This window comes from Pseudomonas sp. NFACC43 (assembly GCF_900119645.1).
Classification (GTDB): Bacteria; Pseudomonadota; Gammaproteobacteria; order Pseudomonadales; family Pseudomonadaceae; genus Aquipseudomonas.
In genome coordinates this window covers 19,747-33,578 of sequence record NZ_FPKK01000016.1, presented here as the reverse complement: position 1 = coordinate 33,578, position 13,832 = coordinate 19,747, and the positions used below count along the sequence as shown (strand labels likewise).

The following is a 13,832-nucleotide window of genomic DNA, read 5'->3' as shown; positions in this document are numbered from 1 at the left end:
GAAGCCAATTTCTCGCTCTGATACCCAGCTTTACGTAGGCTACGCGAAACTCTACTAGCCTTTTAGTATCACGCGCAAACTCATAATCCTTTGGTCCACGGTTCGAGTCCGTGTGGGCCCACCAACTTGAAAGCCGCGCATTGCGCGGCTTTCGCGTTTCCGGCGTTCGGCTTTCGAGGCTTCGTCGCATTCCGGCTCGGCCTGATTCGCCCTCAGAATGTCCACACCCGTTTTTCGAAAAAAGCCATCTTCCCGGCATTGTCCGGGGATGGCTCGATCAACCACTATAGATCCCTCGACGGCCTACCCTTTCAACGAGACTGCCATCATCGCCACGCCTACCCTCCCCCGACTTTTCCTTGAGCTGTTCTGGCAACTCGGCATCCTCTTGGTGCCTGGGTTTTTCGTCGCCCTGATGCCTCCCGCGCTGGCGTTCCTGGCGGTGCTGCTCTTCGGTTTGCTCATGGGCCTCGCGGCGCGCCTGGGTCGCTTATCGATTGGGCGGGGTCTTGCGCGGTTGATGATCAGCGCCGTGTTCGGCCTTGGTTTCAGCGTAGGCAGGGCGCTGCCCGAGGTGTGGGGCATCATCGCGGCCATCGTCATCATTTTCGCTGGGCTCGCTTGCGTAAGCACCTGGGAGAGACGGCTTGGCCTGGCAGCGAAGTCTGTCACCGGGCCGAGCGCCTGGGGAGGGGCCGAGCCGACCCTGACCCCGGAGGGCGAGCCGATACGGACGTTCAACCAGGGGGAAATCGCCATGGGTGGCCCCACCTATTGCGACTACCTGTTCCCCGATGGCGTACTCCTGCAAGGCCTTGGCTCCTCGGCGCTGTTTTCCAGCGATGGACGTTACTTCGCGGCGACAGTGCCGTCCCGGCAGCGCTGGGGGCTGGTGGTCCTGGATCGTCAGCAGCGCCAGCTGTATCGCTGCGACAACAGTGAGTTCTGGGAACTGGACGCCTTGGACCTCGACGGACTGAGCGGCCGTCACAGCCCGTTGGTGGATAACAGCGCTCGCCAGAGTCGACTCGATGAGTTGTTGCAGACCGCCAGTAGGGTCGATCTGGTCCCCATGGCCGACCTTTGGCTGGAGTGGGACCCAAACGACATCGTGCGTACCTTCCAGCGGCGCTCGGCGAATGGACAGCACTGCCTGGCAGGCAGCCTCTCCCTGCCCTCGTCGTTTCGCGACCTGCCACAGCCATTGGAGCCACTGCTTTCTCCACGCTACACCATCAGCATCGACGGGCACCCCTGCGGCTTGGTCATGGCAGCCGATGCCCCGCTGGTGTGGAGCTCCGACCAGCGCGCCCTGGTGTGCCAGGCCCGGGAGCAGTCCGACAGCCGGGATGGCGACCGATACTGGTTGTGGCATGAGGAGCAGGGCTGGCGAGCGCTCCCCGCCCCCTGGATAGGCAGTGACGCAGAACCCTCTTTTTATTGGTACGAGGTGTCGAGCCTCGATGCAAATCATGTGCGTATCGCGTCATACCTCGACTATCCTCGCCCAGGCTCCGGCCGCCACGGCTACCGCCTCGACAGCATTCACAGCGATACCGACATCCAGGCCGGCCACGACGCCCAGGGTCGTGTGCAAGTCGCTGAATTCCAATTGACCCGCACCACCATCGCGATGCCGCTGGACAGCCAGGGGCGACGAGGCGATTCGTTCATCGAAACGCAGCCCCTGCAGGACGATGTGCCTGCCCAGTTGATCTGGCTTGGCGACAGCCAAGAAGGTCTCGGAGCCTACCGCTGCCAGATCGGCGACTGGCAATTGCCGGGGCGCTGGCGGCTGGATCACCGGGTCTGCGGCTGCGGACGCTATCTGGCACTGCTGCCCTTTACCGAGTCGACACCCCTGGCTACCCATGCGGTAGTGGTCGATGTGAAGGATCGCCGCCTGATGGAAGGCCCCGGAATGTGGGCGGCCCGAATACTTGATTTTCGTGATGGACGGCTGAGCCTGGCAGTGGTTGCCGGTGCGCTCGACGAGGGCCTGGAAAGCACTGCACTGCGACGTTTCAACCGCCCTGCGCCGCCCATCGGCGATGACCCTGGGTTCTTTCTCCCCAACGACCGCTACCGGCTGTTCTACAACACAGTGGAGCTGCAGGTGACTGATTCGCAGCTATCCAGCGTGGCCCCTTGGCGCCTGGTGGATCGTCCGCAAGTTGCCAATGCCGACGGCGATTTCATCCAGCCCGCACCCGATCACCAAGATGCCGCCTGGTTGTTCGGCAGCGAGACGGAATATGCCGACAGTTGGGTACGAGCCGATACGCCTCGGCTCGCAGGCCATCTGTTGACGGCGTCCGGCTGCGCCTTGACCGACCTGGCGCCTTCGATGATCTGGTCGAAGGATGGCCGCTATCTGGCCCTGACCTCCCTCAGGACGGATGTGACCGAGCTCTGCGCAAGCTACCGGGGCTGGCAATTGCTGCTGCTCGATGTCCAGGCGCACAGTTTGCGAGTGCATGGACAATGGCTGGGCAACCGCCCACTGTTCGAAGGGTTCGACCAAGACCGGTTGCAGGTACGCTGCTTCGAGCGGGATTGGGCAGCCGAAGGGGACGACGATGCAGGTTCGGTCCAGGTCTATTCCCTGGAAAGCTTGCTGCAATCGCCTGCGGAGCAACTGGTCTGCGAGGACGGTTTCTGGCTTCGGGCTTCGCAAGTCCATCTGGCACCGGCCTGGCGAGCACTGACTCGGCCAGCCATTGGCTATTTCGAGCACAAGAGCCTGTAACATGCCCACCATCGATACCCGCACCGGAGCCCACCTTGCCTGACACCCGCCCTCCCGTCCTCGACGAAATCGACCGCCAATTGATCGCGGCCCTGCAGATCAACGCCCGGGAAAGTGTCGCCATGCTTGCCCGGCAGTTGGGCATCGCCCGCACTACCGTGACCTCGCGGCTGGCGCGGCTGGAAAAGACCAGGGTGATCACCGGGTACGGTGTACGCCTGGGGCAGCGGGTGGTCGATGGAGGATTGCAGGCTTATGTCGGTATCAAAGTGCAGCCACGCTCGGGCAAGGATGTTCTGCGCCGCTTGAGTGCCATGGCCCAGGTCCAGCAGCTGTGCGCAGTCAGTGGCGAATTCGACTACGTGGCCTGGCTGCGCACGGACTCACCGGAGCAGCTGGATCAATTGCTGGACCAGATCGGAGGCGTGGATGGGGTTGAAAAAACCACCACCTCGATCATCCTCAGCAGCAAGATCGATCGGGGCCAACCGGTCTGAAGCCCTCGCCTCTTCGAGGCTTTTTCGTCATTAGCTTCTATTAACTCGTCAGAATGACTGGACAGCGCTCAAAACGACGACACATTGCGTCTTATTAACGTGTTTCACGCTCTCTAGAATGGCTGCCATCTTTCCTATACTCAGACGCGATACCGCGTCGAGTCGCCATCAAGGTCAGCCATGAACAAGAACAATCGCCACCCCGCAGACGGCAAGAAACCCATCACCATTTTCGGACCGGACTTCCCCTTCGCCTTTGACGACTGGATCGAGCATCCGGCCGGCCTGGGCAGTATTCCGGCCCACAACCTGGGGGCTGAAGTGGCGATCGTCGGTGCCGGCATCGCCGGGCTGGTGGCGGCCTATGAACTGATGAAGCTTGGTCTCAAGCCCGTGGTCTATGAGGCTTCGAAAATGGGCGGGCGCCTGCGCTCCCAGGCATTCAACGGTGCCGAAGGCGTGATCGCCGAGCTGGGCGGCATGCGCTTTCCGGTGTCGTCCACCGCGTTCTACCACTATGTCGACAAGCTGGGCCTGGAGACCAAGCCCTTCCCCAACCCACTGACCCCAGCCTCCGGCAGCACCGTCATCGACCTGGAGGGCCAGACCTACTACGCAGAAAAAATGGCGGATCTTCCTGCGTTGTTCCAGGAAGTGGCCGACGCCTGGGCCGATGCATTGGAGGACGGCTCGCGCTTCAGCGAGATCCAGCAGGCCATTCGCGACCGCGACGTGCCACGCCTGAAGGAGTTGTGGAATACCCTGGTGCCTCTCTGGGACGATCGGACCTTCTACGACTTCGTCGCCACTTCCAAGGCGTTCGCCAAACTTTCTTTCCAGCACCGCGAGGTATTCGGCCAGGTCGGTTTCGGCACCGGTGGCTGGGATTCCGACTTCCCCAACTCGATGCTGGAAATCTTCCGTGTGGTGATGACCAACTGCGATGACCATCAGCACCTGGTGGTCGGCGGCGTCGAGCAAGTGCCCCACGGTATCTGGAAACATGTGCCGGAGCGTTGTGTGCACTGGCCGCAGGGCACCAGCCTGAGTTCATTGCACCTGGGGGCGCCTCGCAGCGGGGTGAAACGCATTGCTCGCGCCGAAGATGGTCGCTTCAGCGTGACCGACGTGTGGGGGGACACCCGTGAATATGCCGCAGTACTGGTCACCTGCCAGAGCTGGTTGCTGACCACCCAGATCGAATGTGAGGAGGCGCTGTTCTCGCAGAAAATGTGGATGGCCCTGGATCGCACCCGCTACATGCAGTCGTCGAAGACCTTTGTCATGGTCGACCGGCCGTTCTGGAAGGACAAGGACCCGGAAACCGGCCGCGACCTGATGAGCATGACCCTCACCGATCGCCTCACCCGCGGCACTTACCTGTTCGACAACGGCGATGACAAGCCGGGCGTCATCTGCCTCTCGTACTCCTGGATGAGCGATGCGCTGAAAATGTTGCCGCACCCGGTGGAGAAACGCGTGAAGCTGGCCCTGGATGCCCTGAAGAAGATTTACCCCAAGGTGGACATCGCCGCGCGCATCATCGGCGATCCGATCACCGTGTCCTGGGAAGCCGACCCGCATTTCCTCGGGGCATTCAAGGGCGCGCTGCCCGGCCACTATCGCTACAACCAGCGCATGTACGCACATTTCATGCAGGATGACATGCCGGCCGAACAGCGAGGGATCTTTATCGCTGGCGATGACGTCTCATGGACACCGGCCTGGGTTGAAGGCGCGGTACAGACCTCGCTCAATGCCGTGTGGGGAATCATGAAGCATTTTGGCGGTGAGACTCACCCCGAGAACCCGGGTCCTGGCGACGTGTTCCACGAGATCGGCCCGATCGCCCTGCCCGAATGAAAGGAGTTGTCGATGCGCGTAGCCCTTTATCAATGCCCGCCGCTGCCGCTGGATCCGGCCGGTAACCTGCAACGCCTGCACCAGGTGGCGCTGGAAGCCAGGGGCGCCGATGTGCTGGTACTGCCGGAAATGTTCATGAGCGGGTACAACATTGGCGTCGACGCGGTGAGCGTATTGGCCGAGGTCTACAACGGCGAGTGGGCGCAGCAGATCGGCCGCATCGCCAAGGCGGCCGGCCTGGCGATCCTCTATGGCTACCCCGAGCGCAGCGAAGATGGGCAGATCTACAACTCGGTTCAACTGATCGACGCCCAGGGTGAACGCCTCGCCAATTACCGCAAGAGTCACCTGTTCGGCGATCTCGATCATGCCATGTTCAGTGCCGGCGACGCGGCGCTGCCCATCGTGGAGCTCAATGGCTGGAAGCTCGGATTCCTGATCTGCTACGACCTGGAATTCCCGGAAAACGCCCGGCGCCTGGCCTTGGCCGGCGCCGAATTGATCCTGGTACCGACCGCCAACATGCAGCCCTACGAATTCATTGCCGATGTCACCGTGCGCGCCCGCGCCATCGAGAACCAGTGCTTCGTGGCCTACGCCAATTACTGCGGACACGAGGGTGAGTTGCGATACTGCGGCCAAAGCAGCATCGCCGCGCCGGACGGCAGCCGCCCCGCACTCGCCGGCCTGGACGAGGCGCTGATCGTCGGCGAGCTGGATCGACAGCTGATGCAAGCGTCCCGCGAGGCTTACAACTATCTGCATGACCGTCGCCCCGAGCTTTACGGCGACTTGCACAAACACTGACCATATCCGAGCATGAGCGCTCCTCTGCCCTGGAAGCGCTCATGCCGGCCCCCGATTCCCTTCGCCCTTTTACTCAAACCCTGGCTAACGGCTTGCGGGTGACGCTACGCCATGCACCCGACCTGAAACGCAGTGCCGCCGTGTTGCGAGTGGCGGTCGGCAGCCACGATGCGCCACTGGCGTGGCCGGGAATGGCGCACTTCCTCGAACATCTCTTCTTCCTGGGCACCGCGCGATTTCCCCCGGAACAGAACCTGATGGCCTACGTGCAACGGCACGGCGGCCAGGTCAATGCCCGTACCAGCGAGCGCACCACAGACTTCTTTTTCGAGTTGCCGCCGGCGGTCTTCGCCGGCGGGCTGGAACGTCTGTCGGATATGCTCGCTGATCCACGCCTGGCCGAAGCCGATCAATTGCGGGAGCGGGAAGTACTGCATGCGGAGTTCGTCGCCTGGTCCCAGGATGCGGCGGCCCAACGACAGGTCGCCTTGCTGGCGGGGCTATCGGCCGCCCACCCGTTACGCGGTTTCCATGCGGGCAACCGCGACAGCCTGGGCGTATCCCGGCCCGAATTCCAGAAGGCCCTGCGAGACTTCTACCGAACGTTCTACCAACGCGGCCAGATGACCTTGAGCCTGGCCGGCCCGCAAAGCCTGGAAGCGTTGAGAAAACTGGCTGAAGAATTCGCCCATGAATTGCCTGCGGGCGAAGCGGTCGCCAGACCATTGCCAACCGCGTTGATGACAGCGTCGGTGCCCTGCTATCGGATAGCCGACAAGGATCGACTCGACTTGCTGTTCGCCTTCGAACAGTTGCCGGTTGCCTCGCCTCAAGCCCTGGCTTTCCTTTGCATGTGGCTGAACGCCGGCAAACCGGGGGGCTTGCTGGACACCCTGCGCCGGCTCGGCCTGGCGGATACCCTCAAGGCCACACCACTGTATGAATATACCGGGCAGGCCCTGCTGCACATCGAATTCAAGCGTGTCCAGGGACGAGCACATAACGACATCCAGCGGTTGCTGCACGATTGGTTGGGCTTTTTCGCCCGCCAGGACGACTGGCAGCCGTTGCGCAAGGAGTTTGAGGCCCTGCTGCGTCGTGGCCAGGAGACAGCCTCGGCGTTGCAACTCGCCCACCTGGACAACGAAGGCCGGCAGGCACCGCTGTCAGAAAACGACCTCCACAGGCTCAGGGAAATCCTCAAGCAAGCCCAACCGGCGGACCCCGTCGTGGAAGAGTGGCAACTGCCCGCGCCCAACCCATTCCTGCAGTCGCCAGTGGAACCGCCTCGCGCCGGGCTGATCCGTGGCCAGACCAGCGCCCACCGAGGCCTGCGCACCTTCGCCCAGGACCGCTCCAGGGGCCGACGCGAACGCTCGCCCATGCAGTTCAGCCAGGCATTGGCGGATAGCGCTCGGGAAGGCGCGCTGTACCTGCGTTGGCAGCTGATGACGCAAGCCCCCCAGGACCTGCAATCCAGGCTCGAGCGGCACCTGCGTGACGTCTGCGGTGAAGCCGGCCAGGCCGGCGTGGACGTGACCTTCGAAGCCAGCGGCGACCGATGCCTGCTCAAGTTGCTCGGCGTGCAGGCGGCCATGCCGCCGGTACTCGAACACATCCTGGCCAGACTGGAACAGCCGCTGCCTGCGTCCGAGCCAGGCAGCGACGCACCGTTGATGCCAGTTCGACATTTGCTGAAAGAATTGTCGAACCGCAGCCAAAGAAAATCGCCATCGACGTCGGTAGCGGCGTCCGACGACTATCGGAGCCTCTGGACCACTGCCCAATGGGACGGCTTGGCCGTAGGCCTGTCGGCCGCCACCCAAGGTGCGATGGGGACAGCATTGGCCCGGGTGCCCGGCGCCCCAGGCCATCCGGTCGAGCCCATGGTGTCCTCTGCGCAATGGACCTGGGACAGGCTTGCGACCCCACAGAGCGAAGAACAGGCCGTGTTGCTGTTCTGTCCGACGCCCACTCGGGACCTTTTCGACGAAGCTTGCTGGCGATTGCTGGCGCAGTTGTGCCAGACACCGTTTTACCAGCGCCTGCGGGTCGACTTGCAGCTGGGTTACGCGGTGTTCAGCAGCTTGAAGCAAATCAATGGGCAAACCGGCCTGTTGTTCGGCGTCCAGTCCCCCAGCGTCTCGGCGGCGCAACTGGCTGCGCATGTCGAACAGTTCCTGGGCGAGCTGCCGGACTTGATCCATCAGCTCGACGATTCAACCTTGCACACCCAGCAGCAGGCCCTCGCGGCCCAGTTCCAGGGTGACGCCCTCCCCTTCGCCCAAGCGGCCGACCTGCTCTGGCAAGGCAAACTGGCTGGCCGGCCATCGAACTATCTCCGGCAGTTGGTCGAAGCCCTATGCCTCCTGGATCGCAAGCAACTGCTGGACGCGGCTCGACGCCTGGCCGCCGCTGATGGTGGACGTCTCTGCCTGAGCAACGGCACATGTCCGGACACACGCTGGAAAACGGCGCAGTGATCGTTACAGCCTCGGTAATGAGCTTTCTCGGAGAATCACCGCGAACGAAAATGTCAGATTTAGTAACATAGCCGCCTAAGCATCTGAACATCTCCGCATGGAGGTGGACTAAATGTATAGATCCAACCTGTCCCACCCCAACCAAAGGAGTATTTCCATGTCCTGGTCCAAACCCGCATATATCGACCTGCGTATCGGTTTCGAAGTCACCATGTACTTCGCCAACCGTTAATTGCTGCAGGCGGTTGAACGTGCAGCAAACGCCTCGGCCAGCCGGGGCGTTTTTTATTTCGGTTTGCAGATGGAGCGGCCATGTTCGTCCAGATTCTAGGTTCCGCCGCAGGTGGCGGTTTCCCTCAGTGGAACTGCAATTGCGTCAATTGCGCAGGTTTTCGCAACGGCACCCTGAGGGCCCAGGCCCGGACCCAGTCGTCCATCGCGATTTCCGATGACGGTGTGAACTGGGTGTTGTGCAATGCCTCCCCGGACATCCGTGCCCAGCTCCAGAGTTTCGCTCCAATGCAACCGGGCCGGGCCCTGCGGGACACCGGTATCGGCGCCATCATCCTGATGGACAGTCAGATCGACCACACCACCGGCCTGCTCAGCCTGCGGGAAGGTTGCCCGCACCAGGTCTGGTGCACCGACATGGTCCACGAAGACCTGAGCACCGGTTTTCCGCTGTTCAACATGCTGACCCACTGGAACGGCGGGCTGAACTGGAATCGCATCGAGCTCGACCAGGGCTTCACCGTCCCGGCCTGTCCCAACCTGCGTTTCACCCCGTTGCCCCTGCGCAGCGCCGCCCCGCCCTATTCGCCGCACCGTTTCGACCCGCACCCGGGAGATAACATCGGCCTGATCGTCGAAGACCTGCGCACGGGCGGCAAGCTGTTCTATGCGCCAGGCCTGGGCAAGGTGGACGCGCCCCTGCTGGAAATAATGGCCGGCAGCGACTGCCTGCTGGTGGACGGCACGATGTGGGATGACGACGAAATGCAGCGTCGTGGCGTCGGCACCCGCACCGGACGAGAGATGGGCCACCTGGCGCAGAACGGTCCTGGTGGCATGTTGGAAGTGCTGGAGCAGTTGCCCGAGCAGCGCAAGGTCCTGATCCATATCAACAACACCAATCCGATCCTGGACGAAGACTCGCCGGAGCGGGCCGAACTGGTACGCCGAAGGATCGAAGTGGCCTACGACGGAATGAGTATTGAGTTGTAGGAAGGTCAGAACCAATGTGGGGTGGGCTTGCGGTGTATCAGTCGACATTGGTGCCGGCTGATAGGACGCTATCGCGAGCAAGCTCGCTCCCACAGTAGTCCTGATATCTGATTCACAGCACAACCCGTGCGGGAGCGAGCTTGTTCGCGATGGGGCCAGCCCTGACGCCACCGAAACCAACGGTTATTGCCCGGAGACCGAAATGACTGATGTCCCCCTGTCACCCGCCGAGTTCGAAGCGGCCCTGCGCGCCAAAGGCGCGTATTACCACATCCATCACCCCTATCACGTGGCGATGTATGAAGGCCGCGCCACTCGCGAGCAGATCCAGGGCTGGGTCGCGAACCGCTTCTATTACCAGGTGAATATTCCGCTCAAGGATGCCGCGATCCTGGCCAATTGCCCGGACCGTGAGATACGCCGCGAGTGGATTCAGCGCCTACTCGACCATGACGGCGCGCCCGGTGAAGATGGCGGTATCGAAGCCTGGCTGCGACTGGGCCAGGCGGTGGGTCTGGACCCCGACCAGTTGCGCTCCCAGGAGCTGGTGTTGCCGGGCGTGCGCTTCGCCGTGGATGCCTATGTCAATTTCGCCCGACGGGCCAGTTGGCAGGAAGCCGCCAGCAGCTCGTTGACCGAGCTGTTCGCCCCGCAGATCCATCAATCGCGCCTGGACAGTTGGCCGCAGCATTATCCCTGGATCGACCCGGCCGGATACGAATACTTCCGTACCCGCCTGAGCCAGGCCCGACGCGACGTGGAACATGGTCTGGCCATCACCTTGCAGCACTACACCACCCGCGCAGGACAGGAGCGCATGCTGGAGATTCTCCAGTTCAAACTGGACATCCTCTGGAGCATGCTCGACGCCATGAGCATGGCCTACGAGTTGAACCGCCCGCCCTACCACAGCGTGACCGGGCAACGAGTGTGGCATAAAGGAATCAATCTATGAGCTTCGATCGCAGCAAAACCCCTCGCTGGCGTCCCGGCTATCGCTTTCAATACGAACCGGCACAGAAGGGCCACGTGCTGCTCTATCCTGAAGGCATGATCAAGCTCAACGACAGCGCTGCGCTGATCGGCGGGCTGATCGACGGTGAACGGGATGTCGCGGCCATCATCGGCGAGTTGGCGCAGCAGTTTCCCGACGTGCCGGAACTCGGTGACGACATCGAGCAATTCATGGAGGTCGCCCGTGCAGAGCACTGGATCGAACTTGCCTGAGAACACCGGGCTGCCGGCCACGCCTGGAGTGGGCTTGCCACTCTGGTTACTGGCCGAGCTGACCTATCGCTGCCCGCTGCAATGCCCGTATTGCTCCAACCCGCTGGACTTCGCCGAGCAAGGCAAGGAGTTGAGCACCGAGCAGTGGTTCAAGGTCTTTCGCGAAGCCCGTGAAATGGGCGCCGCGCAACTGGGCTTTTCCGGTGGCGAGCCGCTGGTGCGCCAGGACCTGGCCGAATTGATCGGCGAAGCGCGCAGATTGGGTTTCTATACCAACCTGATCACCTCCGGCATCGGATTGACCGAACAGAAAATCAGCGATTTCAAGAAAGCCGGCCTGGACCATATCCAGATCAGCTTCCAGGCCAGCGACGAGCAGGTGAACAACCTGCTGGCCGGCTCGAAGAAGGCCTTCGCGCAGAAACTGGAAATGGCTCGTGCGGTAAAAGCCCATGGCTATCCCATGGTGCTGAACTTCGTCACCCATCGGCACAACATCGACAAGATCGACCGCATCATCGAGCTATGCGTTGCCCTCGAGGCCGACTTCGTCGAGCTCGCCACCTGCCAGTTCTATGGCTGGGCGCAGCTCAACCGCGTCGGACTGCTGCCCACCCAGGAACAACTGGTGCGCGCCGAGCAGGTCACCAACCAGTACCGCGCCAGGTTGCAAGCCGAGGGCAATCCCTGCAAGTTGATCTTCGTGACCCCGGACTACTATGAAGAGCGCCCCAAGGCCTGCATGAACGGCTGGGGCAGCCTGTTCCTGACGGTCACGCCGGATGGTACCGCACTGCCTTGCCACGGCGCCCGACAGCTGCCCGTGCAATTTCCCAACGTACGCGACCACAGCATGCAACACATCTGGTACGACTCCTTTGGCTTCAATCGCTTCCGCGGTTATGACTGGATGCCCGAGCCGTGCCGGTCCTGTGATGAAAAAGAACAGGACTTCGGCGGTTGCCGCTGCCAGGCGTTCATGCTCACGGGCGATGCCAGCAATGCCGACCCGGTGTGCAGCAAATCCGAACATCACGGGATGATCCTGCAGGCACGTGAAGACGCCGAGCACGCCACCCAGACCATCGAGCAACTGGCTTTCCGTAATGAACGAAACTCACGCCTCATCGCCAAGGGCTGAACCGCTCAGCGCCGCCGAGGCTGTTGCCGCCGGCATCGATTTCGCCGAGCTGCAGGTCGGCCCCCTTGGGCTGTTCTGGAACGAGTACCGCCCGCAAGACGGCGCCTGCCGGATCTGGCAATGGCGCAATGCCAAGGCCCGATGCCTGACCCCGGATGGGTTCAGCGCTCGCAGCCGGGTTTATGAATATGGCGGTGGATCGTTCTGCCTGAGCGACGACGGGGTGCTGTTCGTCAACGAGGCAGACCAGCAGCTGTATCACCAGCCACTGACCGACAAGCCCCCCATGGCACTGACCTCGGGCGACTGCCGCTACGCAGACCTTGGCTTTGCCGGCGGCCAGGTGTTGGCGGTGGAGGAACACGCCAACCAGCATCGCCTGGTATCGATTGGGCTGGCGGATCGGCAGCGCCGTGTGCTGGCTGAAGGCGCCGATTTCTACGCCTCGCCGGTGTTGAGCCCGAACGGTCGACGACTGGCCTGGATCGAGTGGAGCCGTCCTCATCAACCGTGGACGGCAACGCGGTTGATGCTGGCCGAACGCAACGCTTCAGGGTGGAATGAACCGCGCTGCGTGGCGGGTGATGCCGAAGAGGAATCCATCCAGCAACCACGCTTCGACGATGCCGGCCGGCTGTATTGCCTGACCGACCGTGGCGGCTACTGGCAACCATGGGTTGAATCGGTCCACGGCCTGGAACCACTGCCCTGCGCTGAAGCCGACCACGCCCCGGCGCCCTGGCAGTTGGGTGGCCGTACCTGGCTGCCCCTGGACCGGCATACGTATCTGGCGAGCTGGACCGAGGCGGGATTTGGACGCCTGGGACTGTGCCGCGGCGACCAGACCGAGGACTTTACCGGCACCTATAGCCGGTTTCGCAGCCTGGCGCTGGATGAGCAGTTCGTTTACGCCATCGTGTCATCGCCGACCAGCCCGTCGGCCATCGTCGCAATCGGGCGGCAAAACCATGAGGAGGTGGTATTGGCCGGGGGCGTGGCACCGCTACCTACCGATCTGATCAGTCGCCCCCGGACACTGCGTTACCCCAGTGCGTCGAGGCAAGCCCATGGTTTCTTTTATCCGGCCATGCATGCCAAGCATAAACCGCCACTGGTGGTGTTCATCCACGGTGGGCCGACTTCGGCCTGTTATCCCCAGTTCGACCCGCGCATCCAGTACTGGACCCAGCGCGGCTTCGCCGTCGCCGACCTCAACTATCGCGGCAGCAGCGGCTACGGCCGGGCCTACCGCCAGGCCCTGCACTTGAATTGGGGCGTTGTGGATGTCGAAGATGCCTGCGCGGTGGTGCGCTACCTGGGCGAACATGGCCTGATCGACCCCCAATGTGCATTTATCCGCGGTGGCAGCGCCGGTGGGTATACGACGCTTTGTGCCTTGGCGTTCCACGATGTCTTCCGTGCCGGCGCCAGCCTCTACGGCGTCAGCGATCCTGTCGCCTTGGGTCGAGCCACGCATAAATTCGAAGGCGATTACCTCGACTGGCTGATCGGCGACCCGCAGCAGGACGCCGAACGCTACCGCACCCGCACCCCCCTGCTACACGCTGATCGGATCCGCGCGCCGGTGATTTTCTTCCAGGGAGAGTTGGATGCCGTGGTCGTGCCGCAGCAGACTCGGGACATGGTCAGGGCCTTGAAGGCGAATGGCATTACGGTCGAAGCACACTATTACCCGGATGAGCGCCACGGCTTTCGCAAGGCGGCGAACCAGGCGCACGCGCTGGAGCATGAGTGGCTGTTCTATCGCAGGGTGATCGAGGACAGCCTTTAGACAGAGGAAAAAACTGAGGGAGCGAGTTTGCTCGCTCCCTCAGGGTTTG

General features: G+C 62.4%; 11 protein-coding genes. All 11 read left to right on the top strand.

The genetic code is table 11. The features are described 5' to 3' along the window. Positions 1–268: 268 nt before the first annotated feature. The 11 genes from BT179_RS22560 to BT179_RS22510 all read left to right on the top strand — a co-directional run bounded on the left by BT179_RS22560 (position 269) and on the right by BT179_RS22510 (position 13,783). Positions 269–2,749, top strand: coding sequence for a YciC family protein (locus BT179_RS22560; protein WP_305728567.1), 2,481 nt, complete (start codon positions 269–271; stop codon positions 2,747–2,749). 35 nt (positions 2,750–2,784) lie between these two features. After that, positions 2,785–3,246: an Lrp/AsnC family transcriptional regulator gene (locus tag BT179_RS22555; RefSeq protein ID WP_072389758.1), complete on the top strand. Its 462-nt coding sequence runs from the start codon at positions 2,785–2,787 to the stop codon at positions 3,244–3,246. A gap of 180 nt (positions 3,247–3,426) precedes the next feature. After that, the gene (locus tag BT179_RS22550) at positions 3,427–5,109 is read left to right on the top strand and encodes a flavin monoamine oxidase family protein (RefSeq protein WP_072431941.1); all 1,683 of its coding nucleotides are present in this window, start codon (positions 3,427–3,429) and stop codon (positions 5,107–5,109) included. 12 nt (positions 5,110–5,121) lie between these two features. Beyond that, entirely contained in the window at positions 5,122–5,916 is a 795-nt protein-coding gene (locus tag BT179_RS22545) for a carbon-nitrogen hydrolase family protein (RefSeq protein ID WP_072389765.1), read from the top strand. A 41-nt stretch (positions 5,917–5,957) separates the two neighbouring features. After that, entirely contained in the window at positions 5,958–8,399 is a 2,442-nt protein-coding gene (gene pqqF, locus BT179_RS22540) for a pyrroloquinoline quinone biosynthesis protein PqqF (RefSeq protein WP_072431940.1), read from the top strand. 157 nt (positions 8,400–8,556) lie between these two features. After that, positions 8,557–8,631 (top strand): pyrroloquinoline quinone precursor peptide PqqA, encoded by a 75-nt coding sequence (pqqA, locus tag BT179_RS22535; RefSeq protein WP_053156473.1) that lies wholly within the window; start codon positions 8,557–8,559, stop codon positions 8,629–8,631. 80 nt (positions 8,632–8,711) lie between these two features. Further along, positions 8,712–9,623 carry a pyrroloquinoline quinone biosynthesis protein PqqB gene (gene pqqB, locus BT179_RS22530; protein ID WP_072389772.1) on the top strand — a complete coding sequence of 304 codons (912 nt, stop codon included), beginning with the start codon at positions 8,712–8,714 and terminating at the stop codon, positions 9,621–9,623. A gap of 202 nt (positions 9,624–9,825) precedes the next feature. After that, the gene (gene pqqC, locus BT179_RS22525) at positions 9,826–10,578 is read left to right on the top strand and encodes a pyrroloquinoline-quinone synthase PqqC (protein ID WP_072431939.1); all 753 of its coding nucleotides are present in this window, start codon (positions 9,826–9,828) and stop codon (positions 10,576–10,578) included. Further along, positions 10,575–10,850 (top strand): pyrroloquinoline quinone biosynthesis peptide chaperone PqqD, encoded by a 276-nt coding sequence (gene pqqD, locus BT179_RS22520; RefSeq protein WP_072389777.1) that lies wholly within the window; start codon positions 10,575–10,577, stop codon positions 10,848–10,850. The genes pqqC and pqqD overlap by 4 nt, the downstream gene beginning before the upstream one ends. After that, positions 10,822–11,991 (top strand): pyrroloquinoline quinone biosynthesis protein PqqE, encoded by a 1,170-nt coding sequence (pqqE, locus tag BT179_RS22515; RefSeq protein ID WP_072389781.1) that lies wholly within the window; start codon positions 10,822–10,824, stop codon positions 11,989–11,991. Before pqqD ends, pqqE begins: the two co-directional genes overlap by 29 nt. Next, positions 11,957–13,783, top strand: coding sequence for a S9 family peptidase (locus tag BT179_RS22510; RefSeq protein ID WP_072389785.1), 1,827 nt, complete (start codon positions 11,957–11,959; stop codon positions 13,781–13,783). Before pqqE ends, BT179_RS22510 begins: the two co-directional genes overlap by 35 nt. Positions 13,784–13,832: the final 49 nt, after the last annotated feature.

What these genes read in the sequence shown, in the direction of transcription:
- BT179_RS22560 (WP_305728567.1), top strand. Translation starts at nt 269, where the DNA reads ATGGCTCGATCAACCACTATAGATCCCTCGACGGCCTACCCTTTCAAC.
- BT179_RS22545 (WP_072389765.1), top strand. Translation starts at nt 5,122, where the DNA reads ATGCGCGTAGCCCTTTATCAATGCCCGCCGCTGCCGCTGGATCCGGCC.
- pqqC (WP_072431939.1), top strand. Translation starts at nt 9,826, where the DNA reads ATGACTGATGTCCCCCTGTCACCCGCCGAGTTCGAAGCGGCCCTGCGC.
- pqqB (WP_072389772.1), top strand. Translation starts at nt 8,712, where the DNA reads ATGTTCGTCCAGATTCTAGGTTCCGCCGCAGGTGGCGGTTTCCCTCAG.
- BT179_RS22510 (WP_072389785.1), top strand. Translation starts at nt 11,957, where the DNA reads ATGAACGAAACTCACGCCTCATCGCCAAGGGCTGAACCGCTCAGCGCC.
- pqqD (WP_072389777.1), top strand. Translation starts at nt 10,575, where the DNA reads ATGAGCTTCGATCGCAGCAAAACCCCTCGCTGGCGTCCCGGCTATCGC.
- pqqF (WP_072431940.1), top strand. Translation starts at nt 5,958, where the DNA reads ATGCCGGCCCCCGATTCCCTTCGCCCTTTTACTCAAACCCTGGCTAAC.
- BT179_RS22550 (WP_072431941.1), top strand. Translation starts at nt 3,427, where the DNA reads ATGAACAAGAACAATCGCCACCCCGCAGACGGCAAGAAACCCATCACC.